We start from the raw sequence: 22,093 nt of genomic DNA, 5'->3' as shown, positions 1-22,093 counted from the left end.
CTATTTAAAATCACATTTACAAAATTTTATCCACGAAAGCAATACCAATATACCAGACCATATACATCCTACTAAAATAGCTATCGGTTGAAAAAAGGTTTTCATGCTGACAACGATTCTGATTTGATAAGTAGGTAAAAAACCGACTGGTAATCTCAACATCATTCCATAGCCAAGATATAAGCTAAGACCAAAAATAATAATTGCTGTAACCGAGGTTGCTTTTACAGCATCCTGTAAATAGCAACAAATAAGTATTGCAATTAGAAATATCGCACTATTAAGCAGACAAGAATAAATGATTGCTTTTATAATATTGTAAAAAAACATTCCCACGTCTGCAACACCAAAGCGTCCAAATTCCCTTATGCACCCTGAAACTGGATAGACAAGAGCCATAAGATTAAAAGCAATTAAATACGATATTATTTTACTTGTAAAAATTTGTTTTCTGGAATGTCCAGCACTGACCTCTAAGTTTATTGTTCTCTTAGAAAATTCCTGTCCTAAAATCAATGCGAGTATAGCCGACATGATGATAAGAAGAAACGTAGAATCATACACCATTCCATTAAAAATATCAGCAAGAGAAGAAGCAATTTCTTCTGTCGGTCCCATGACCTCTGTAACATAAGTATCTGCTGTAAAAAATCCTAAAATAAATATTCCAATCATACCACACCAGTAAATAGAATTATGTAACAACTGATATTTTTCCAGTTTTAATAATTTATCCATAAAAAACACCTCCGGTTATTTCAAGTCTGTATGTAAAAAAGCACTACCTGCAATGAAATATAAAATAAAATTCCATAAAAAATCTACAAACAAGCAAAAGTTTGTCGAATAGACCTTTTGCAATGAAATTAACCTAAGTTGTCCCATTGGTATTATTCTGCTGATTATTTGTGCAGATTCACTGTTCAGCAAAAAAATCATAACAAAAAATAAAACCATTGAAACTGTCAGTGTTTTCCCCATATCACGAAAAATAAAAGCAAAAAACATCGGTAATGCACACAGTGTTATCATGGCAAACAGAGTTAGTAAAACCATAGTATATGTGCTATCATTCCAAAAAAGTTTTTCTCCAATATAAAATTGACTAATAATTCCATGTACAAATAATGGAAATACCAGAATGATAATACAACCTATTTGAGATACAATTAACTTTACTCTAAATATAGAACTTCTTTTATGTCCGGCAGTAATATAAGTATTTAAAGTTCTTCCACTAAAATCACTTCCAATGAACAATGCTATAAACACTATACTCAAAAAATAGAGTAACGGAATATTGTATAATGATGCCATAATTAAGTTTGAAGAGCGTTCTTTACTATCTAACAGCAATATGCTACTTAAAAGGAGATTGAATATTCCAATTCCCCAAAAATACCAACTGTGAAACAACTTATATAACTCAGTTTTTAGGAGATTTGACATCTTTTGTTCCTCCTATTTTGCTCAAAAAATAGTCCTCCAAAGTATCGCCAGATACAGAAAGTCCTGTTACAAGAATGTGCGATTCTGCCAAAGCAGACGCAACTGTCTCTAAATCATTCAAATAATCATACAAACGAATTATGCCATCTGGCATTAGTTTAAAGTTATCTGTATGAAGATTCTCTTCCAAAACCAGAACCGTTTTCTGAACATCTGTTGTTTTAATTGCTATATGTCGTTTACACCGTTCATTTAATTCATAATCAGAAATCTCTTCTATAATGTTTCCATGGTCAATCAGAATAAATTCTGATGCTGTTTGATACAATTCTTCTAAGATATGGCTTGAAACCAAAATGGTCATACCATATTCTTTATTCAAAATTTTTAATAAATTTCTGATTTCTACAATTCCAGCAGGGTCAAGACCATTGATAGGCTCGTCTAAAATCAATAGTTCTGGTGTATTTAAAAGTGCAATCGCTATCCCCAATCGTTGACGCATACCTAATGAAAAATTGCGGACACTCTTTTTACCTGTATCTTGCAATCCAACCATATCTAATGTCCTTTTAATAACTGATTTATCTGGTATGCCTCGTTGAATACGCTGTACTTCCATATTTTGATAGGCAGTCATTGACGGGAATAGAGCAGGCGTTTCAATCATACTTCCAATTCGTTTACGCTGTTTCTGCAATTCTTCTGTTCCAGAATTTCCCCATAAAGAAAGTGTACCACTTGTTGGAAACGCAAGCCCTGTGACTAATCTTAAAAAAGTAGTCTTACCTGCTCCGTTTTGACCAATAAATCCATAAATTTTTCCTTTTTTTATTTGTAAATTTATGTGGTCTAATGCTAATGTTTGTTTATATTCTTTGGTTAAAGACTTTGCTTCTAAAATAATTGAACTCATATCCCAAACCTCCTTTACTTAAACCAGTATAACAGGCAATTTTAAAGAATTTCTTAAATCGTAATGAGAAAAGTTAAAAAAATAATAAAGCTAAGGAACGTTTAATCCTTAGCTTTATGTAGGCGGTAGCCAATGCCCCAAACAGTATCAATAAATTCTGTATCAGAGCATATCGCTTTTAATTTATTGCGTAACTTACTGATATGAACATTAAGTGTATTATCTTCAGCAATATATTCTGTATCCCAAACACTTTGAAAAAGATTCGATTTTGAAAATACTTTATCTGGATATTTCATCAACAATTCTAAAATGCCAAATTCTTTAGCGGTTAAGGATAATTCTATTCCATTCAAAAATGCTGTATTTTTCTCTAGGTCTAAAGTCAGATTGTTATGTTGCAAACATTCTGTCTGGCTATTTTGAAATTGTACTCTTCGCAGATTACTTTCAATTCTGGCAAGCACTTCTTCCATATCAAAAGGTTTTGTGATATAATCGTCTGCTCCCAGACGAAGCAAGTCGATTTTATTTTGTGTAGTTTCTTTCGCTGAAATAATAATAACAGGTATCGTAAATTTCTTGCGTACATCAGATAAAATAATATCACCACTCCGATAAGGAAGCATAATATCAAGTATAATCAAATCAATTTTTTCTTTATTCAAAAAATCCAGAACATGAAGTCCATCATATTGGCAATGCACAGCATATCCTTTTTCTTTTAGAAAATCAGCCAATAACGCATTTATTTCTAAATCATCTTCAATAATCAATATTTTATTCATTATCCTACCTCATTGCTACAATGCTACTTTCCCATTATACATTTAAGGTTGTATTTCCTCAATATCATTGCAACCAATTATATGAGAGGGATTCTTATTTTGTCAATCTAATTGTAAGCAGAATAGTATAGATTGGATAAACAATTACCATACTATTCTGCTGTAACATTTATTCTACAATCTTCCAGTTTTATCCACTGTATGCTTGCTATGAAAGTTTTATCCCTTGTTATTTACTACACCGGAAAGCCCCGCTTTGCCAAAAGAGAGTAAAGAAACCCCCTGTAATTCCTCTCTATTTGTTTTCAGTATTATATTGACAATAATGTGCTTGTTGTTTATAATGTGTATGTAGTTACATCACACCAAAAGAAAGGGGCGAGGGGCTTTGTGAAAATACTAATCTCAAATACTTCTGACACTCCCTTATACCAACAGATAAAAGACCAGATTAAGGACGCCATATTAAAAGAAGAATTGGTTGAAGGGGACGCACTTCCATCTATTCGGGCTTTTGCTAATGATTTGAAAGTGAGCGTCTTAACAATCCGACGGGTATATGAGGAGTTAGAACAGGAGGGATTTATTGTAAGTCAAGTAGGAATTGGGACATTTGTATCTACAAGCAATCTTGAATTACTCCGCGACTCCAAACGACGGCTTGTAGAACAAAAAATGACGGATATGATACAAACAGCAAAATCACTGAAAATCAGTAAGGAAGAACTTAATTCCATGATGGATATTCTTTACGAGGAGGCTTGAAATGAACGATATTTTGACAGTCAACGGTTTAAATAAGTCGTATGACGATTTTTCTTTGAAAGATGTGACATTCTCTTTGCCAGAGGGGTGTATCACAGGTTTTATTGGTGTCAATGGCGCAGGTAAAACAACAACGCTGCGAACGCTTTTAGGTCTGACGAACAAGCTATCCGGCAAAATTCAGTTTTTCGGTCTTGACATGGATAAGAATGAAAGAGAAATCAAAGACCGTATTGGTATAGTTTTAGACGGTGGGGGATTTTACGAAGAACTTTCGCTCGGTGAAATGAAAGGAATTATTTCATCTGCGTACACTTCATGGTCTGAACAGGATTTTAAGCGGTACATGGATATGTTTTCGCTTGACCCGAAGCAAAAAATCAATAGCCTTTCCAAAGGTATGAGAATGAAGTATGCTCTTGCTTTAGCTCTTTCTCATAACGCAGAACTTTTGATTATGGATGAGCCGACAAGCGGACTTGATCCTTTAGTTAGGGGGCAGCTTTTGAAAATCTTAACTGAGTACATGGAAAATGGCGGCAAAGGTGTTTTCTTTTCGACACATATCACCTCTGACCTTGATAAGATTGCCGATATGCTCATTATGATTGATAACGGGCGTATCGTCTTTCGAGAGGAAAAGGATACCTTGCTTGACACATATCGGCTTGTCAAAGGTGATAGCGGGGCTTTAACAACTGATGCTCGCAAGCTCTTTTTATCTATATCGGAAACTGATTTTGGATTTACAGGAATTACAAAGCAAATATCCGAAGTACGGTCTTATATTCCCAACATTATGGTTGAGCGTCCGACGATTGAGGATATTATGCTTGGGAATATCGGAGGTGAAAAATGATGTTGTTCGCCCTACTAAAAAAGGATTTTCTGATTGTAAAAAAATATGTGCTGATTATGCTTGTAGTTATTGCACTTATCCCACCTGTCATGCGTTGGCGGACACCGGAATTTACGGGAGTTTTTGGATTTATTCTTTCTGTCATTTTTGGCATTTTCATGCTGTTGCAATATGTCTCCCTAAAAGAGTATCAATTCCCAAAAGCTGTGACATTACTATGTGCCACACCATTTTCACGGAAAGCAATAGTTTCATCAAAATACATTTTTTGCATAGCTATATATGCAATCTGTTGTATCGTTTTTGAACTTGAAACCTTGTTTATGCCCGGATTAGGAACATCAGATATAAAGCTGTTTGCATTTATGTTTCTTATAGTATCTGTTTTTATTGGTATTTATTTGCCAATACAGTATAAGTTTGGATATGAAAAAACAAAGTTTGCCTTGGGGGTGATTATTATGGCTTCGCCATTTATTCTGCCACTGCTTATGAGAGCGGGAAGTCTAAACTTAAACTTCCTCTCTATGTTTTCGCCATACCTTGTTTATGGCGGTATTGTCCTTATTGGTTTTGCGATTTTAGCATTATCGGCATCTTTGTCTATAAAGATTTACGATAAAGCAGACTTGGCGTGATGAAGAAAGAAGGTGGGACTATGGATAGAGATACTATTTTTCTTTATGTCATTGCTGTGATAGCATCGTGTTTTGGATTGATAAACTGTATTCAATTTTTTTTTAAAGGAAACAACACGGCACAAACCGTCGGTACGATTATTTCTTTCAAAACAATAAATCCAGAAAACTCAAAATTTCGTAATTCAAAATGGGCGACCGTTTCGTATAAAGTGAATGGAAGAACGTATCAGTCCCAAAACTGCATACAAGTACCAATGGCGTCACAGATTGGAACAACCGTTACCGTGCGTTATGACACACAAAATCCGGAAAAATTGTATAGTTTTTCTATTTTACGAATTATTGTATCACTTATCGTTGCTGCCATCTGCATTGCAACGGCTATATTCAATCTTGTATAAGATAAGGAGGATTGAGATTATGCCACATTTTCCAGGTTGGTTTGTAGCTATATGTGTTTTACTTCCTGTTTCCAATGTTATATACAAAATATGGAAGAACAATAAGAAAAACTAATTATCAAAGAGCCTGACACACAGTCACAGAGCCGATGAACTATGAGAAATTGTAGTCCATTGGCTCTTTTGGAATATACTTATAAATAGACAAAAGCCGGACGATCAACGCGGAGCTATGCCATTATTGGAGGTGTAAAGAGTGAATGACAATTGAAAAACTCTCTTTGGATCTATTGCCCGATTTGCGGAGGAAAAACAAAAGTATATGACGATACTATTCTCGTAAAGTTTCCGCTGTACTGTCCGAAGTGTAAGAAAGAAATAAAGATAGATGTAATACAAAGCAACTACAACTGCTCTAGTGTACGATTTATATTTTTCCCTGTCCATCGTCTGCAAATATTCCCATGCCTGCCTGTCCTGTTCATCACAAAGATTTAAACGGATATTTGTATTGATGATTTTCCGTTCTTTTCTCATACAAGCATTCCTCCGTTTCTCTGGATTTTCCTTACGGTCATTGCTTCATAACCTTTCGCTGTGGCACAGATGTCCCGTACAATCGTCACCCGGCTCTTATCATATTCTCCAAAATTCTGGAGCATACAACCGCCACCGCCGACCACGTACAGACGCATCAGTTCTGGATTATATTCCCGTTCTCTCAGCTTATGGAAGATCTCTTTTGTATAATCTCCGGCAGCTTTACGAATGACTGTCAGATATTTCTCACCAATATCTGCTGTCCCAGTACGGATCACCTGCTCAATCACCAGATCATCCACCACTGTTCCCTGTTCTTTCAACAAAGATCCCCTTACAGCAAGCACACACTGATGCGTTCCATATTTCTCTGTAAAACATTTCTTCTCTAATGGACGGGAATTGTTGATATACATGATGTTCATAGTTCCGTTTCCAATATCCACCAGCATGTTGATCCCTTTGAAATCCTGTAAGCGGTAAAAGGCTGCTGCAAATCCCTGTGGGTAAATATCAGCTCCTGCAAACTCTACATGATACTCTTTATTGCGGAATATAAAATCCACGCTTTCATTCTGGAGAAGATATTTCTGGAAATCTTCTTTCTGTGTAGCTACCCAGGTAAGCGGAAGTCCGGCTGCAATGTGTACCTTTGCCCGATTCATTCCTTTCCCATCAAGTTCTCTTGCGATAGCCGCCAGTGTCAGCACATAATAGTCCTCATCCTGCGTTTTCTCTGCACAGAACTCCTTGTGTTCCTCTCCGATCTGGTAATACATGCCATTGTAAACAAGAAGATTATTCTGAAAGATTGGCTCATTGTCATATCTGGCTACACCGGACGGAAAGCATCTGGCAGCTATCTTTGTTATTTCTCCTGCTCCGGTAACATTTCTTTTTGCTTATTTTGCCCTAAATGCCCTTAATTCCCTGATTCATATTTAACTGTAACTGTTTATAATCTGTATCTGTTTCTTCAAAAGGTATTCTTTCTTCTGGATCTACAGGGCAAAAATCTTCTTCCTTAACTGCAATATTCTGATAATAGAACTCACCATTGTATCTCTGAATTGGTTGCCCTGAAAGAAATCTATGATATATCATTTGATGAATTCTTTGGAGGAATCAGCGTCGATTAGCTTCTATCTTATATGTCTCGTATTTTTATGTTTTCATATTTCTCTCGTTATGTTATGATTTTATGGAGTTAGTTCAAGCTAACCCGTAAAATCAACACACTAGATAAATTAACGTTCAATCTAGGCAATTGCAAAACTCAAAATCGGGATATGCACTGGATATGCTAAAGTCATTGCATTTTCTTTCCATAGGTGTTTTGCAATTGCCTAGATGCTCAAAAATTCGAAGGGAGAAACAAATGAAAGTAACAAAGTGGAACGAAGAGGCGGCCAGGGAGATCGGGCACGCATTTGGATATTACGACTATGGGGACGAAGTTGGCATGGGAGTATTCTACCGCAGTAAGGATGCCGTGGCGGATTATATCTATGGATACGTGAAGATGGCATACGAAGGAGACATGCTTTATACAACCAGCGATAATGGCGAGGGATATATCGCTTATACCCTGCCAGGGCAAAAGACGAATTTCAAGGCGGGGATGGCGCTTATCAAAGCCCTTTTCCATTCCATGAGCATCGGAGAAATGATGCGTATGTGGAAAGCGATCGTAAGCGGCGGCAAATCGTTGCAGGACAAAATGAAAAAAGAAAAGAAACCTTTTATATTTGTCGGCATGGTATGTGTCCGGGAGCAGTATCAGGGTCAGGGGTATATGCGAAAAGTGCTGGATATGGCTTTCTCAGAGGGAAATCGTCTGCATGTTCCTGTGATTCTGGAAACGGATGCCCGGTCAAAGTGCGACAAATATATGCACCTCGGCATGGAGCTTTACGGCGTGCGTGACATCAAAGCATACGGTAAGCTGTACGATCTTGTGAAATTTCCTGAATAGAAAAACTTAACACATCTTTTTCTATTTTCTCCATTGATTATAGGATTTTTTTATTGTATAGTAACCGTTGGATAAAATCCATTATATATTATCCAATGGTTACTGCCAATATCATAGGAGGAACGTAAATGTCTGCTCAATTAATTCCAGAACGCTTAAAAAGTGTAAGAGAAAGCATGGGTATTACTATGGCCGAGGCCTCAAGAAGACTTAATCTTTCCAAAATAGGATACTGTAGATATGAATACGGAGAACGTATTCCATCTGTACAAACACTTGAAATTATAGCACAGTGTTTTAACACATCTGTTGAATATTTGACCGGCCTTTCGGATTCTCCAGATGCAACCCAGATTGTAATTGACAAAAACAAGAATCCTGAATTGTTCGAGCTTGTTGAATTCTGCCAGAACAAAGATACTGAAATAATACAAAGAATACTAGCTTATTGCAATTCATCCCCAAAATCTTAACTTAATTTGACTAATTTTAATATACACACGAAAGGATAGAACAAATGTACCAGATAATGACAGCCGACGAGGCAATGGAGCTTATAAATGACGGAGATGTGATCGCGCTCAACTCATTTCTCGGCATAGATATTCCAATCGAGCTTCACGAGGCATTATATAAAAGATACCAGAGGACAGGTTCGCCGAAGCACCTCACAGCTATATCAAGCGCGGGCTTTGGTGCGTGGGATGAGAACAAGGCGGCAGAGGGATACATAAGAGACGGCGCAGTTGACAAGATCATCTGTGGACATTTCGGTGCCATGTACAGCACCAAGAAGCTTGTCCTTGAGGACAGATTTGAGGCATACAATCTCCCACTCGGCTGTATCTCACACGCAATTCGTGCACAGGCCGGCGGACTTCCGGGAGCACTCTCCAAGGTCGGGCTGGATATATTTGTCGATCCGAGACTTGAGGGACCGGGAATCAACAACATATCAAAAGACGACTCACTTGTAAAATACGTTGAGCTTGACGGTGAGGAATTCCTCTACTACAAGCTGCCGCTTATCAACGTGGCTATCATCAAGGGAACTGCTGCCGACCGCAAGGGCAACATCTCATTTGAGGATCTGTTTACCGCAGGAGATGCGCTGTCTATCTGTCAGGCCGTAAAGGCAAATGGCGGAAAGGTCATCGTGCAGGTTGACAGACTTGTGGCAAGGCCATCAAGACCTCACAATACCATCATTCCGGGATGTCTGGTTGACGCTATCGTTGAGATACCGCCGGAGCCAAGACACGCATCATACGAATCCCTGACAGGAAGTTTTGAGATTCCATATTCACAGTGGCAGGACTGGGCTGAAATGCTTTCCGGTCGTACCAAGACAAAGAATGTCGTCAATACAAGCGCAGAGATCATTGGAAGACGGGCCGCTCTGGAATTGAAACCGGACGATATAGTCAACATAGGTGTTGGAATTCCGGAGACTGTATCCAAGTATGCCAGAGAGAACGGTATTCTGGACAAGATAACCCTGACCGTAGAATCCGGAGGTGTAGGAGGATTTCCGGCATCGGGCAAGGTGTTCGGCGCTGTTATCGGCGCGGACTCCATCTATGACATGGCAAACCAGTTTGATCTCTACAACAATGGCGGTCTTGATATCTGTTTCATGGGCGGAATCGAGGTTGACAGGTTCGGGAATGTAAATGCCCACAAGGGTCCTGGCGCATTTGCCGGTGTAGGCGGATTTGCAAATATCACCGCCAAGACAGCAACCGTTGTGTTCTGTCTCACATTTGATACGAAGGGGCTTGCCGTGGAAGACAATGACGGCATCGTGACCATCAAAAACGAGGGAAGCATTCCTAAGTTCGTAAACGATGTCAGAAGCATCAGTTTCTCAGGAAAACGTGCGCTGGCAAACAGGCAGAGGGTTATATACGTCACAGAACGATGCGTATTTGAGCTCACTGAAAAGGGGCTCAAACTCATAGAAGTGTACCCGGGAATTGATCTTGAACATGACATTCTGAACAAGCTTCCTTTCAAGGTTGAGGTGGATGAAAGGCTGCGATAGCTAGAAGTCTGAGAAAAATAAATCCTAATATATTAAAAGGTCGTGAGAAGATCCCTACTCAAAATCTTCCCACGATCTTTTATGTACATCATTTTCTTATCTACATTAACTTTCTCACAATAACTAATGTTTCCCCACCAGCTCCACGCACACAATCTCTGGATAGTTAAACAGCCTCACCGGAATCACACTGTTGCCAAGGCCTCGGCTGACTATCATCTCTGTGCCGTCCATATAGTATTCCCCCGCTGTGTATTCTGGAAAAAATCCCTGATCCGGCGCCACTATCCCGCCGACAAATGGAAGTCTGAACTGTCCGCCGTGGGCATGTCCGGAAAGCACGAGATCAACACCGGTGCCGGCATACCTTGCGAGGTATTGTGGCTCATGTGCAAGAACGACTGTGAATTCTTTTTTCTCAGAGTCCTCATGCGCCACATTCTGAGCGTTATTCAGTAACGTCCCAAGTGTTCCATCCGCAAGACTTTTATCGTCCAGTCCAACCAGCCTGAACTTTGCATCACCCATGGATATCTCCACAACCTGATCATCCAGAATAACCACCCCGGCACCTATAAGCCCATCCATAAGCTCGTCATATTCAGATTTCTCAAGCCAATATTCATGATTGCCTGTGACATAGTATACCGGACATATTTTCACGATTTCATCCACAAATTGGACTGCGCGGTCTACATTTGTGTGATTTGAGTCCACAAGATCTCCGGTCAGGACGATCATATCAGGTTCACATTCTCTTATCCTGTCCACTAGTTTCTGGTTATTCTTGCCAAACTTTGCATTGTGCAGATCCGATATCTGGACTATGCGATATCCCTCAAGATCTGCACCAAGCTGCTCTGCCGCATATGTATAATGTGTGGTTTCAAGGTGTTTGTTCTGAAAATTGCAGAACAATATTATGACAATCACTATACTCAGAGCAATTGCCAATTTTATATATTTTTGCTTTTTCGTATTTCTACTTTTTTGTTTTTTAGATTTTCCTTTCATTCGCAGCCCCACTTTTAAATTCCCCATTTCCCCTGTTTCTGAGTATCAGCCCACATAAAATTTTACACATAATCAGATGCGTCTATAGTTTCATCTGTTTCTTCACCATTTGAAGAACACGCAGCTCCCTCTTTATCATAACCTCATCGAAATAATTCTCACTGTGATACTCGTCATTTACACATATCGCCTCATCGATTGGCAAGACTCTTAGCACAAATCCCGCCTCTCGCTCATATTCATCAAGTTCCTGTCCTATATTCGCAGCTTCAACATCACATATATAATAGAAGTTTTCCTGCTCAAATATAGTATAAGCCGATTTGTCACTCTTCTGTCTGCGGAGTACACTTCCAAATTCTCTTATGCTATCAGGGATGACCACAAGCCCGGTCTCCTCACGGACCTCACGGACAAGAGCTACCTTTTTGTCCTCTCCGCCTTGAATACCGCCACCTGGAAATTTGCAATAGTGCTCCCGCCCACTGTAGACAAGGGCTATCTTGTCTCCCTGCAGGATGATTCCACGTGCCGATGGTCTGCAGTATACCTTGTAGCCCGCTTCGTAGTCCTTTATATCTATGTCAAATAATCTTTTCATCTCTTATTCGACCTCCGCCAAATCTTTCTCTCCTGGGCCTCCTTTATCAGCATATCGCGAAAATCCGGATGAGCTATGGAGATGAGCGCCTCAGCTCTCTCCCATGTGGAGCGTCCCTCAAGGTTGATGACTCCGTACTCTGTCGCAAGGAAATACACCTGACTTCTAGGGGAGGTGATGATATCTCCGTTGAACTGTGGCTTAACCCTGGAGTGTTTCACTCCGTTCCTGTCGGTGTGGGTGGAGCTCATGCATATAAACGCCTTGCCGCCATGGGAGCCAGATGCTCCGATCAGGAAATCAAGCTGTCCGCCGGTTCCGCTGATCTGGCGTGAACCGCTGCTCTCCGCCGCCACCTGTCCGTACAGATCCACAGCCACGCAGCTGTTTATTGATACCATATTATCTATCTGCGATATGACATACGGTCTGTTCACATATTCAAGTGGGTACGCCGCTATCCCAGGATTGTCGTCCAGCCACTCATACAGCTCATTTGAACCAATGGCGCAGCCAAATACGCCTTTTCCACGGTCTATGTTCTTGTATTTATTTGTCAGCTTGCCCGCCTTGTACAGGGCCAGATATGCGTCCGAACAGAGCTCCGTGTGCATGGCAAGATCCTTTAGATCTGACTGGGCCAGCATCTCACCCACCGCATTTGGCATTCCTCCGATACCGAGCTGCAGTGTTGAACCGTCCACAATATACGGAATAAGCAGCTCCGCTATCTTCCGGTCAACCTCCCGCGGTGCCTGTGTTTTCACATCAGCAAATGGTTCATGCTCTCCCTCTACGATCATATCCACATCCGATATGTGAATACATTCGTCATATCCGCCGCGTATCTTAGGCATATGCTCATTCACCTCAACTATCACTATGTCAGCCTTCCTGGCAATAGGGGCAGCCACACCGGTATTCACCGAGAAGTTAAAATAACCATGCTTGTCCATAGGTCCCACCGACACCATGACCACATTTACATGGAGAAAATACTCATAATAAGCCGCATTATTGTGGAACACCATCGGTATATAATAGCATTTGCCCTCATCGCACAGCTTTCTCTCGTACTGCGAACAGTGCCAGCTATGATACACAAAATGCTCCTGACTGTCATCGCACTCTGCAACCTCTATAGGCCCAGCCATCAGATTACCCCTGATCTTCACATCGTGCAGCTCATCTCTCCGCTTTGCCAGTGCCCTGTCAAGTAGTACAGGTTTTCCAAGGGACGATGTGTAATCGACCCAGTCTCCATCCTTGACACACTCCACCGCAGCCTCCGGTGTACGCAGCTTTTCTCTATACATTTGCTGAAAATCGAACATATAAATCCCCCTTTATTGAATAACGTTTCACCGATTGTCCTCCATCACCAGTCTCTATCACCATTATCAAATAAATTAAATATCATTTCAACATTTTTAAAGATATTCCAGCCAAAATAGTCATAATATTTTCCACTTTCACTGGAACAATGCTCATTTGCATCTAATAGCAGAACGCAAAAGAACCCCCCGCATACCTGCACCTTGCAGATACACGGAGGGCTCTACGAATATTAGTCATCTGTTATTGAGTAAATACGCAGTTCTTACATTATTCGATTGCGATGTAATTACTCTTCTCTACTTTCTTCTGCTCTTCCTTCTTAGGAATCGACAGCTTCAGTACGCCATGTTCATACTTTGCATGAATGTCTTCCTGGGTAACTCCTTCACCGACATAAAAGCTTCTGCTCATGCTGCCGGCATAACGCTCACGCCTGATATACTTGCCGCTCTTCTTGTCCTTCTCGTCCTTATCCAGACCCTTTGCAGCCTCAATTGTCAGGTAACCATCAGCAAGCTGAACCTTTACTTCATCTTTCTTGAATCCAGGCAAATCCATATCTACTTCATATGAATCGTCCGTCTCACGGACATCAGTCTTCATCATGTTCTTTGCATGCTTGCCATACAGCGCACGCTCGGTAGGTGCTAACGCTTTACTAAACTCCTTGTCAAAATCCCTTCCAAATGGGAAATAGTCATTCATCCAATCATCAAATAAATCTTCTCCAAAAATACTAGGTAACATAAGTCATTTCTCCTTTCAATCTCAAACAAGTGTCGGAAATTGTGGTTTCTTATGAAACCCCAAGGCACTTAGACTTTTTGTTTACTGTTACTTTCAAAATAATTATCAAGATAAACTTTCGGGATTCTTTCTCTTCTTTCTAATCCCTTTCCTTATCTTTGACTATGTTATACACCCAGTTGTTAGCACTGTCAAGAGGTGAGTGCTAATTTTTTTATGAAGATTATGTGAACGCAAATGGCTCTATCCCTTATAGATACTCTCATTCTTAATTCATTGTAAATGACATTCTCCATAGAATGTGTCACTTCCAGCTGCCTGTAATGAATTCTTGAATTTCTAAGTCCCATATCCATAAAATAGTACTTCATTGGCGTACCGATATAGAACTTTCCCTTAATATCATATCTGTTCGCCTCTTCAATTAAAAAAGCATCCTCCAAATATTCAATATATTTCGTAATCGTTGTTGCTGTAATCTTCGAATTGTTTACGCTTTTAAATGTTTTCTGAAGTTTGTTAGGATTTGTCAACGCGCCAATTGCGGATGCCAAAACATCTAGCAATGATTCCATTTCTCCAACGTTTCTGATTTTGTTTCGTTTCACAATATCACTGATATATGTTTCCTGAAACAGATTATCCAATAGATTCATTTTTTGCTCATCCGTTTCAGCTAATACCACCAACGGAATACCGCCATAAGTAATATATTCGTTCCATCCATCATATTTATTTCCATCATAGCAACTCATAAATTCCGAAAAGCTCAAAGGGTACATATGAACCTCATCCCCTCTGCCGCCAAACTCAGTAGCTATATCTCTGGATAAAAACTATGCATTACTTCCCGTTACGAACACGTCGCAATTCTTCTTATCCGCTAAACCGTTAAGCACACTCACAAACTCATCCAGCAACTGCACTTCATCTAAAAGAAAGTAGTATAAATCAAACGCCATTTCAATGATGTTTTTTTCATCCACTCCATTTTCAAGCAAATGATTTTTAAACAGCGTTCGCAATAAATATGATTTTCCACATCTTCTTATTCCTGTTACAATTTTAATCAGACCATTTCCTTCACAATTTATAAGTTGTTCTAAATAGTAATCTTTTTTAATTTCTTTTAATGATTTTGAAAAGCTGTTTAGATACATAAAAGATAATCAGATTATTTTTAACACATATTTTAAACTTGGCTTTGATGATAACTATAAAATAGTTCAGTTTGATCATAAGCTGGCAGAGCAGCATTTTGGAAATAAATACATAGAATATCATTGTGAATTTTTCAGGGCTGCCATTACAAGTATTATAAAAATGTGGTTAAAAAATGGATGTAAGGAAAGTCCTGCGGAAATTGCTGACATTATAAGGCAGGAGTATAGAGGAAGGATTGAAATCGACCGACTGAATTTAACGTTTCGAAGCTCAATCACTATTCAACCCTGCTTTCTTGCTGTCTACGCTTGTCAAATGCCGTTACCGACATCATCCCAAGACTCGCTATTATCTGATTGGCTAGACCTTGGATAAACCGGCTTCCCACCGGCTTGACTACACACCCTTAGCGGGGCGCACAACTGGAAGTTGTCACAACACAACTTCTTTTTATTTGCTGCAACTCCTTACTTTGCTAAATTCATAATACGTTCTGCCATGTTTTCTGGATATAATGTCGCCATACTGGCGTGTCCCATATTTTTCATTTCTATAAACTTTACATGTAGAAAATGTTCTTTTACATATGCTAAATCTTTTGCTCTTTCTTTACGTTCTTTATCACCGTACCAATATTCTAATTTACCCGAATATTCTATAGTACCTTCCGGCATCCTGTAGTTGTTGCATGATTCAAAAGTTCTCCAGATGGTCTTATAACTGATAAAGCGGAAAACTTTCGCCATATATTCTAAATCTTCCTTGCTATATTCATCTGTTGCAAACACCTTTTCCAGAAGGCTAAACCCGCCTATTTTTCCCATAGAGATCAGCAGAAAATCCTTAACAGCAATGAATCGAGTAAGTAACCATGGTATCTGATATGGTGTGATTCCGCCATCGCATATTGTGTTATTTACGGTAATTTTCTTATCTGCAAGCATTCTTAAAACAATACTACCTCCCATAGAACAGCCATATAGAACATCAATGGTGGTAATCTTATTTTTTACTAACCACTCTGCCAATTCCCCGGCGATATTTTCCACGCTGGTAAAATTTTGCTGTGAATCATTTTCATCATATCCCGGTAATGCCGGAATAATTACATGACAATCCTTTTCCAATAAAGGAATTAGATATTCAAAAAAATCCCACATCACTACAGATGGATGTACCAGAACCACTGTCTTTGCATTACTTTTTCCATATTCATGAATTGTCATTCCTTATCTCCTGTATACTTCCCAATCAATTTGATAACTTCCGATTTGTTACTTTCTATTATACATTATATCGGCAGAATCGAATATCCATTCGATGCCATATTTCTGTAATATAAAAGCCGGATGCGTCAAACCTCAGTGGTTACTGACGAATCCAACCTTTTGTAGTCCGGCAAGCACCTTGTACCACGAACATTATACCGCAATCCACTCATGCAGCGCCGCCGAATGTCTTTTGTCTACGTCCTTTCTTGTAGCCTCACACTCATGCGGATGTTGCTGCAAACGCTGATCCATCCGGCGGACATATTTGCCAGCCTCCCAGAAGCTATCATCATCTGCGCCAATCAAAATTAACTTTTCCTTGATATTTTCAACCTTTATCATTTCTTCTTCCGTATGTTCCCGATCTTTTTCGGAATCTATGAACAGGCATGTGGAACGCTCAATATCACCTGAGCCTTTCGTTTCCTCTTCAACCTTTTTCCAATACGTTGGATGTTCGTAAACAAATGGCATATAAGCAAGCGGCTTCCCATGATAGGAAAGTCCTTTCATCAAATTCCAGTTTGCAGCTGAAAATGCTCAGCCTTTTATTCTTGCGTCTTTACCTCCCAGACAGCCACATCACCAAAAGCCCTACCGGCAAAGCAATCACCGCCTGGCTGAACATTCCTATCACCGCATATTTAATATGATGCCAATAATCATGGTAAGCATCCACCAAATCCTCAGTTCCCGGAATTATCATCTTCTTACTATGGCAAAACCACAGACAATCCACCACCAATGCATCAAACCACATCTCAACTACCCACATGATATATCCGTGAAACCATCCTTCAGAGAAAGTACGTGCACCGCCGATATAGTACGCTAATACAGTCTGCAAAAATATGTATCCGATAAATAATCCCAGTTTTCCTATCGTTGCTTTCTTCTTAAGTTTCCCGGAGCTTTCCTGAATCAATCCAAGCTCTCTGCATCGATCCTGTATCGCCTTGGGGTATTCCTGTATCATGCCAAGCTTTCCCTTCTTTGCTATATTGATACCGCAAATTGTGTAAATGATAACATTAAAAATAACTATTTCTAATAGATAATTCATTTTGCCTCCTCTCCTAACACCAGCCATGCAAAATCGCCTCGATCTATCTGACAGACGCTGCACTGATCGAAACATCGAGATTGAGTTAGTTGTCGCTAACCTAATATTAGCATATTTTCCTGAGAATGTAAATGAGTATAACAGCCTACTATATTTGCAAATGGCTGGATGAAGAATTTGTGTCCTATTACTGTAAAAGCCAATCCGCTATTCCTGCACAGTTCCCAGACCTGTTTTGTTATCATAATAAGATTCAACCAGAGCGCAGTCCATGATCAAAACGTAGAATACATTTCCATAATAACGGTTTTCCACTATTCTTCCGTGATCAAGAACAGGAAGATATGTTCCATCTTTTTTTGCAAAATGGAACCTTACATAGTCATTATTTCCACTGGTCTTTGCATCAATCTGTTCCCAGATGCTGGTCTCAACAGAATCCCGTTCGTCTGGATGGATCAGGTTTCTGAATCTACGGTCTGTGTAATCCAGAAAATCATCAAAATCACTGCATCCAGCCAATTCTATCAGTTCACGATTTGCAAATAAAATATCATCATTTTCAGGATCAGCTATATATATAAGGAAAGCTCCCGGGAGATTCTTTGATACATCCTGGAGTGCAAACCCAAGCTGTCTTCTGTGCTGTATCTTATAATCACCTCGATAACGACTGCAATTATGCTTTCCATGAAGTTTTACCGCATAAAGTGCCATATCCGCACATCTGATAAGCTTCAAAACATCTTCACAATCTTTTGGATATTCTGCATACCCGAGAGAAATGTAAAATGGATGCTCCTCACCATTATACGTTATATGTCGTGGCTGAAGAGTAAAGTGTTCTATTTTCTTTCTTGCCTCTTCCTCTGTTGTGTCAACCAGAATGACAGAAAACTCATCACCGCCATTTCTGCAAAGAATAGAATTATCATTGAAATAGCTCTGCATGTCCTGTGCAAGACTTTTCAGTGCGGCATCTCCAACCACATGACCATACATATCATTTATAAATTTAAAATCATCAATATCCATCTGTATACCCACACAATGAATATGAAGATCGCCCTGCATAACCTTTTTGAGCTGTTCGTCAAAGCCCTTACGATTCAAGAGTCCGGTCAGTGGATCTGTTATCGCTATTTTTTTTAATATATCTCTATGTCTCTCAATCACAAGGATGACAACCGTTAATCCAGTTAAGAGCAAAATAACACATATTCCCAAAAACAGCTGCGGAAATACATTCCACCCATGACTCCAGCCATCAGCAGGCATTACCTCAAAATCAAATAGACAGCCGCAAAATTCAAACTCAAATGTAATCGGATTCTTCATAATATTGCCGGATGATGATACTATCTCTGTATCATCAGACAAAGGGGAAACTGTCTTTGTCAGGGAGTAATCATAACCAAATTTTGTGAGTGACTGAATTGATTCTGTAAATATCTCCGGAACACGTATAATTACTATGGTAAATCCCCAAAATACCGGAGAGCCATCTGCGCCCTCCAGATATACAGGATTTCTAATCGCAATGCCCTGCCCCCCCTGTTTTAAATCAAAAGGGCCCTGCATCGTGACTATATTTTTATCTCTTCCATAACGGCATATCTCTCCGCGACTTTCATCATGAATCAAATCTATCTTTCCAGCTTCATTCCCCGCCTCCGGATATATATCTGTGACAACACCGTCAGGCGCAATCTGTATGCTCTGAATAAAATCTGCCATCAGATTCCGGGCAACTTTTTGAAAATTGTCAATTTCCCCATTTGCGCTGATTGCTATCTCTTCAAGTGTATCTGTAATTGCAACTCCACGGTTCATGTCATTCTGTAGTCGTTCTGCATATGTTGTGGCATTAAGCGCTGTGACATTCCGTACCTGTTTATAATTTGATCTGTATGAATGGTATAAAACTACTGTCAAAACCAGACAGCCAACCAGAAAAATGAGAATCGGCAACATAAGTTTTTTATTATGGTTTTTACGCGAATTCATAGTATGTCATCTCTCCTTATTTTGGATGCTATTTACAAGTTCTCTACAAATTGCACATATTTTATCGCATTCTTTTATTTTTGACAAGCCAGCATTCAGGGGTGTTTTTTTATAGGAATAGTACTATAATACAGAAACGAAAAGAGGTAATCGCTATGCAGATAAGTATAATTTTGCTCGGAAAGCTTATTAACTTTTTTATTATGATCCTGGACACACTGCAGCACAATGCTCTCCGAAAAGCCACACCTGGAATGGAAAAAGATAATATATAACAAAGATGCAACATACTCCAGTCTTTTAAATGTATTTACTACTTTGTTCTGTATCATAACCATGCCTTTGGCTGTCATATTGTTCTCATGGCTGATACTTTAATGGGGACGTTTTTTTACTTTAATGGGGACGTTTCTTTTGTCATGAGGATTGTCCCTGGAACAGACAAGCAAAAGAGCCCCCCGCATACCTGCACCTTGCAGATACACGGAGGGCTCTACGAATATTAGTCATCTGTTATTAAGTAATTACGCATTTCTTACATTATTCGATTGCGATGTAATTACTCTTCTCTACTTTCTTCTGCTCTTCCTTCTTAGGAATCGACAGTTTCAGTACGCCATGTTCATACTTTGCATGAATGTCTTCCTGAGTAACTCCTTCACCGACATAGAAACTTCTGCTCATGCTGCCGGCATAACGCTCACGTCTGATATATTTGCCGCTCTTCTTGTCCTTCTCATCCTTATCCAGACCCTTTGCAGCCTCAATTGTCAGGTAACCATCAGCAAGCTGAACCTTTACTTCATCTTTCTTGAATCCTGGGAGATCCATATCTACTTCATATGAATCATCAGTCTCACGGACATCGGTCTTCATCATGTTCTTTGCATGCTTACCATACAGCGCACGCTCGGTAGGTGCTAACGCTTTACTAAACTCCTTGTCAAAATCCCTTCCAAATGGGAAATAGTCATTCATCCAATCATCAAATAAATCTTCTCCAAAAATACTAGGTAACATAAGTCATTTCTCCTTTCAATCTCAAACAAGTGTCGGAAATTGTGGTTTCTTATGAAACCCCAAGGCACTTAGACTTTTTGTTTACTGTTACTTTCAAAATAATTATCAAGATAAACTTTCGGGATTCTTTCTCTTCTTTCTAATCCCTTTCCTTATCTTTGACTATGTTATACATCTGATTGTTAGCACCGTCAAGAGGTGAGTGCTAATTATTTTGTGAAGATTTTGTGTCCACTCCCAGCCTCAAAGTGGTATTTGGCAATTCCAAGTTCCTGACATCCAAGCACCAGCTTTTCACCGTAGTAGCCGGCCTTTTCCTGGTCGTTCTTCGCGCCAACTATAGCTATATAATTAGAAACATTTGTGAATTTGCCGTAATGCGCCATAAACGAATCAAAACAGTTCGGCTCATCGTAGACCGCCTGCATACTCAGTCCGCTCTCAAAATTTATCTCAGAGATAAGCCTGTCGATCTCCGCACGTTTCTCCTGCTCGATTGGCTTATCTTTATATTGCCGCACACTGTGCCTCTCCTTCATCAACTGTAACATATCCATGCATTTTCCCTCGCTCTCATTCTGATATCTACGCCGAGTATAGTCCATCAAACTTGAAGTTATCCTTCATATTTATTTTCCGCCAGTTTCTCCGGTACCCTGATAATATCAATATATGCTGTCTGATTCGCAGGATGAGATTCTTCCTGTAATACCTGTTCAAACGGTCGGACATAATTCATCTTTTTCTTTGTCTGAATCATTCCAAATCCCACCTGTCATGTGTCCTTCTACACTTGATTTTTCATTCTGACAAACTGGAATTGAGATTTCATGTATTCCAAGGGATTTAATAATTGTTATATTTTATTATCAAATATCTCTGAATCCCTTGAAAACACTAAGTTTGTCGCAGGTGATCTTTCCCTTAGACTTTCCCTTATGTTATATCTTCCCATATGGATTTATGAACCCTGATAAGGGAAAATACAAGGAAAAGAAAATCCTCTAAAACAGTATAACACAAAATAAAAACGACATGGTGAACTGATTGAAATGCTTCTGATTTTTGTAACAAATGATTGATTGAATGATAAGGAGATTTGATACGATGAGAACAATATTTGCAGAATACAATCCACAACGCAACAGCATTGATGTTTATACTTCTGCTGGCTATATGCTCCGCATTGACTGCTGGGAAGCAGAAAAGAATTTAAAAACAACACCCAGATTAGATTGTGCATTAAATGCACTTGCTATTGATGAACCACTTGAATATGCAAGACTATACCTTGATGGAACTATGCAGATGTGGGTTGATGCCGAAGATTCATTTTATTTATGATGATTATACTGTCACTCCTAGTGTCTCCAGAGAGTGACAGTTTCATTGTCATTTTGAGCTCGTCTTTTTTAAGACAAGCCTCGTATATTTATTTGTAAGCTGCGTTCGCTTCTTCTTGAGTGATTTTCCCAGTTTTAACAGCATCA

Annotated in this window: 27 protein-coding genes and 1 pseudogene; 10 read left to right on the top strand and 18 right to left on the bottom strand. The window is 39.3% G+C overall.

Translation table 11 applies throughout. The annotated features are described in order from the left end of the window. The 4 genes from DWX57_RS09390 to DWX57_RS09375 all read right to left on the bottom strand — a co-directional run bounded on the left by DWX57_RS09390 (position 1) and on the right by DWX57_RS09375 (position 3,153). Positions 1-738 carry an ABC transporter permease gene (locus DWX57_RS09390; RefSeq protein WP_055303142.1) on the bottom strand — a complete coding sequence of 246 codons (738 nt, stop codon included), beginning with the start codon at positions 736-738 and terminating at the stop codon, positions 1-3. A 15-nt stretch (positions 739-753) separates the two neighbouring features. After that, complete coding sequence (locus DWX57_RS09385; RefSeq protein WP_055165788.1) at positions 754-1,449, bottom strand: ABC transporter permease; 696 nt, start codon at positions 1,447-1,449, stop codon at positions 754-756. Next, on the bottom strand, positions 1,427-2,365 hold the full coding sequence (locus DWX57_RS09380) for an ABC transporter ATP-binding protein (protein ID WP_120123865.1): 939 nt from the start codon (positions 2,363-2,365) through the stop codon (positions 1,427-1,429). The genes DWX57_RS09385 and DWX57_RS09380 overlap by 23 nt, the downstream gene beginning before the upstream one ends. Positions 2,366-2,466: 101 nt before the next feature. Then, positions 2,467-3,153: a response regulator transcription factor gene (locus DWX57_RS09375; protein ID WP_120123863.1), complete on the bottom strand. Its 687-nt coding sequence runs from the start codon at positions 3,151-3,153 to the stop codon at positions 2,467-2,469. A gap of 390 nt (positions 3,154-3,543) precedes the next feature. On the opposite strand from DWX57_RS09375, the gene DWX57_RS09370 reads away from it, so the two are divergent. The 5 genes from DWX57_RS09370 to DWX57_RS14815 all read left to right on the top strand — a co-directional run bounded on the left by DWX57_RS09370 (position 3,544) and on the right by DWX57_RS14815 (position 6,317). Then, positions 3,544-3,918, top strand: a complete 375-nt coding sequence (locus DWX57_RS09370; RefSeq protein ID WP_120123861.1) for a GntR family transcriptional regulator — start codon at positions 3,544-3,546, stop codon at positions 3,916-3,918. A gap of 1 nt (position 3,919) precedes the next feature. Next, complete coding sequence (locus DWX57_RS09365) at positions 3,920-4,777, top strand: ABC transporter ATP-binding protein (protein WP_120123858.1); 858 nt, start codon at positions 3,920-3,922, stop codon at positions 4,775-4,777. Next, positions 4,774-5,415 (top strand): ABC-2 transporter permease, encoded by a 642-nt coding sequence (locus DWX57_RS09360; protein ID WP_120123856.1) that lies wholly within the window; start codon positions 4,774-4,776, stop codon positions 5,413-5,415. The genes DWX57_RS09365 and DWX57_RS09360 overlap by 4 nt, the downstream gene beginning before the upstream one ends. Next, positions 5,415-5,819 (top strand): DUF3592 domain-containing protein, encoded by a 405-nt coding sequence (locus tag DWX57_RS09355; RefSeq protein ID WP_243106212.1) that lies wholly within the window; start codon positions 5,415-5,417, stop codon positions 5,817-5,819. Before DWX57_RS09360 ends, DWX57_RS09355 begins: the two co-directional genes overlap by 1 nt. A gap of 267 nt (positions 5,820-6,086) precedes the next feature. Then, a complete protein-coding gene (locus tag DWX57_RS14815; protein ID WP_120123854.1) occupies positions 6,087-6,317 on the top strand; it encodes a cysteine-rich KTR domain-containing protein in 231 nt (76 codons plus the stop codon). A gap of 35 nt (positions 6,318-6,352) precedes the next feature. Here the strand turns inward: DWX57_RS14815 and DWX57_RS09345 are convergent, their stop codons facing one another. Beyond that, positions 6,353-7,231, bottom strand: a complete 879-nt coding sequence (locus tag DWX57_RS09345; RefSeq protein ID WP_442872084.1) for a ParM/StbA family protein — start codon at positions 7,229-7,231, stop codon at positions 6,353-6,355. A gap of 40 nt (positions 7,232-7,271) precedes the next feature. Further along, positions 7,272-7,463, bottom strand: a complete 192-nt coding sequence (locus DWX57_RS09340; RefSeq protein WP_120123852.1) for a hypothetical protein — start codon at positions 7,461-7,463, stop codon at positions 7,272-7,274. A gap of 274 nt (positions 7,464-7,737) precedes the next feature. On the opposite strand from DWX57_RS09340, the gene DWX57_RS09335 reads away from it, so the two are divergent. From DWX57_RS09335 to DWX57_RS09325, 3 genes are all read left to right on the top strand, one after another. Beyond that, complete coding sequence (locus DWX57_RS09335; protein WP_120123850.1) at positions 7,738-8,334, top strand: N-acetyltransferase; 597 nt, start codon at positions 7,738-7,740, stop codon at positions 8,332-8,334. 128 nt (positions 8,335-8,462) lie between these two features. Beyond that, complete coding sequence (locus DWX57_RS09330) at positions 8,463-8,807, top strand: helix-turn-helix domain-containing protein (protein ID WP_120123847.1); 345 nt, start codon at positions 8,463-8,465, stop codon at positions 8,805-8,807. Between the two features lie 44 nt (positions 8,808-8,851). Next, positions 8,852-10,378 (top strand): CoA-transferase, encoded by a 1,527-nt coding sequence (locus tag DWX57_RS09325; RefSeq protein WP_117551076.1) that lies wholly within the window; start codon positions 8,852-8,854, stop codon positions 10,376-10,378. A 123-nt stretch (positions 10,379-10,501) separates the two neighbouring features. On the opposite strand, the gene DWX57_RS09320 is transcribed toward DWX57_RS09325, so the two are convergent. From DWX57_RS09320 to DWX57_RS14720, 5 genes and pseudogenes are all read right to left on the bottom strand, one after another. Next, positions 10,502-11,332 carry a metallophosphoesterase gene (locus DWX57_RS09320; protein ID WP_243106211.1) on the bottom strand — a complete coding sequence of 277 codons (831 nt, stop codon included), beginning with the start codon at positions 11,330-11,332 and terminating at the stop codon, positions 10,502-10,504. Positions 11,333-11,474: 142 nt separating this feature from the next. Next, on the bottom strand, positions 11,475-11,993 hold the full coding sequence (locus DWX57_RS09315; protein WP_120123843.1) for an NUDIX domain-containing protein: 519 nt from the start codon (positions 11,991-11,993) through the stop codon (positions 11,475-11,477). Further along, positions 11,990-13,327 carry an acetyl-CoA hydrolase/transferase family protein gene (locus DWX57_RS09310; protein ID WP_117551070.1) on the bottom strand — a complete coding sequence of 446 codons (1,338 nt, stop codon included), beginning with the start codon at positions 13,325-13,327 and terminating at the stop codon, positions 11,990-11,992. Before DWX57_RS09310 ends, DWX57_RS09315 begins: the two co-directional genes overlap by 4 nt. Before the next feature lie 271 nt (positions 13,328-13,598). Next, positions 13,599-14,078: an Hsp20/alpha crystallin family protein gene (locus tag DWX57_RS09305; protein WP_022216070.1), complete on the bottom strand. Its 480-nt coding sequence runs from the start codon at positions 14,076-14,078 to the stop codon at positions 13,599-13,601. A gap of 260 nt (positions 14,079-14,338) precedes the next feature. Then, positions 14,339-15,238: pseudogene (locus DWX57_RS14720) on the bottom strand (ATP-binding protein); the annotation flags it as partial. On the opposite strand from DWX57_RS14720, the gene DWX57_RS14715 reads away from it, so the two are divergent. Beyond that, positions 15,201-15,617, top strand: coding sequence for a TetR-like C-terminal domain-containing protein (locus DWX57_RS14715; RefSeq protein WP_165852792.1), 417 nt, complete (start codon positions 15,201-15,203; stop codon positions 15,615-15,617). The pseudogene DWX57_RS14720 and the gene DWX57_RS14715 sit on opposite strands and share 38 nt — an antisense overlap. 92 nt (positions 15,618-15,709) lie before the next feature. Here DWX57_RS14715 and DWX57_RS09295 read toward each other — a convergent pair whose 3' ends face one another. The 7 genes from DWX57_RS09295 to DWX57_RS14140 all read right to left on the bottom strand — a co-directional run bounded on the left by DWX57_RS09295 (position 15,710) and on the right by DWX57_RS14140 (position 21,363). After that, entirely contained in the window at positions 15,710-16,468 is a 759-nt protein-coding gene (locus tag DWX57_RS09295; protein ID WP_118017864.1) for an alpha/beta fold hydrolase, read from the bottom strand. A gap of 195 nt (positions 16,469-16,663) precedes the next feature. Beyond that, entirely contained in the window at positions 16,664-17,026 is a 363-nt protein-coding gene (locus DWX57_RS09290; RefSeq protein WP_243106210.1) for an acyl-CoA thioester hydrolase/BAAT C-terminal domain-containing protein, read from the bottom strand. A 49-nt stretch (positions 17,027-17,075) separates the two neighbouring features. Further along, the gene (locus DWX57_RS09285) at positions 17,076-17,576 is read right to left on the bottom strand and encodes a hypothetical protein (protein ID WP_117551388.1); all 501 of its coding nucleotides are present in this window, start codon (positions 17,574-17,576) and stop codon (positions 17,076-17,078) included. A 207-nt stretch (positions 17,577-17,783) separates the two neighbouring features. Next, a complete protein-coding gene (locus tag DWX57_RS09280) occupies positions 17,784-19,583 on the bottom strand; it encodes a diguanylate cyclase domain-containing protein (RefSeq protein ID WP_120123840.1) in 1,800 nt (599 codons plus the stop codon). 540 nt (positions 19,584-20,123) lie between these two features. Beyond that, a complete protein-coding gene (locus DWX57_RS09270; RefSeq protein ID WP_022216070.1) occupies positions 20,124-20,603 on the bottom strand; it encodes an Hsp20/alpha crystallin family protein in 480 nt (159 codons plus the stop codon). Between the two features lie 209 nt (positions 20,604-20,812). Next, the gene (locus DWX57_RS09265) at positions 20,813-21,142 is read right to left on the bottom strand and encodes a nitroreductase family protein (protein WP_279230024.1); all 330 of its coding nucleotides are present in this window, start codon (positions 21,140-21,142) and stop codon (positions 20,813-20,815) included. Between the two features lie 77 nt (positions 21,143-21,219). Further along, positions 21,220-21,363: a hypothetical protein gene (locus DWX57_RS14140; protein WP_158547614.1), complete on the bottom strand. Its 144-nt coding sequence runs from the start codon at positions 21,361-21,363 to the stop codon at positions 21,220-21,222. 347 nt (positions 21,364-21,710) lie between these two features. On the opposite strand from DWX57_RS14140, the gene DWX57_RS09260 reads away from it, so the two are divergent. Beyond that, the gene (locus DWX57_RS09260) at positions 21,711-21,947 is read left to right on the top strand and encodes a DUF6061 family protein (protein WP_044945660.1); all 237 of its coding nucleotides are present in this window, start codon (positions 21,711-21,713) and stop codon (positions 21,945-21,947) included. Positions 21,948-22,093: the final 146 nt, after the last annotated feature.

It is taken from the genome of Coprococcus sp. AF19-8AC, assembly GCF_003603115.1.
Lineage (GTDB): Bacteria > Bacillota > Clostridia > Lachnospirales > Lachnospiraceae > Coprococcus > Coprococcus aceti.
This window is presented reverse-complemented; position numbering and strand designations above follow the sequence as displayed.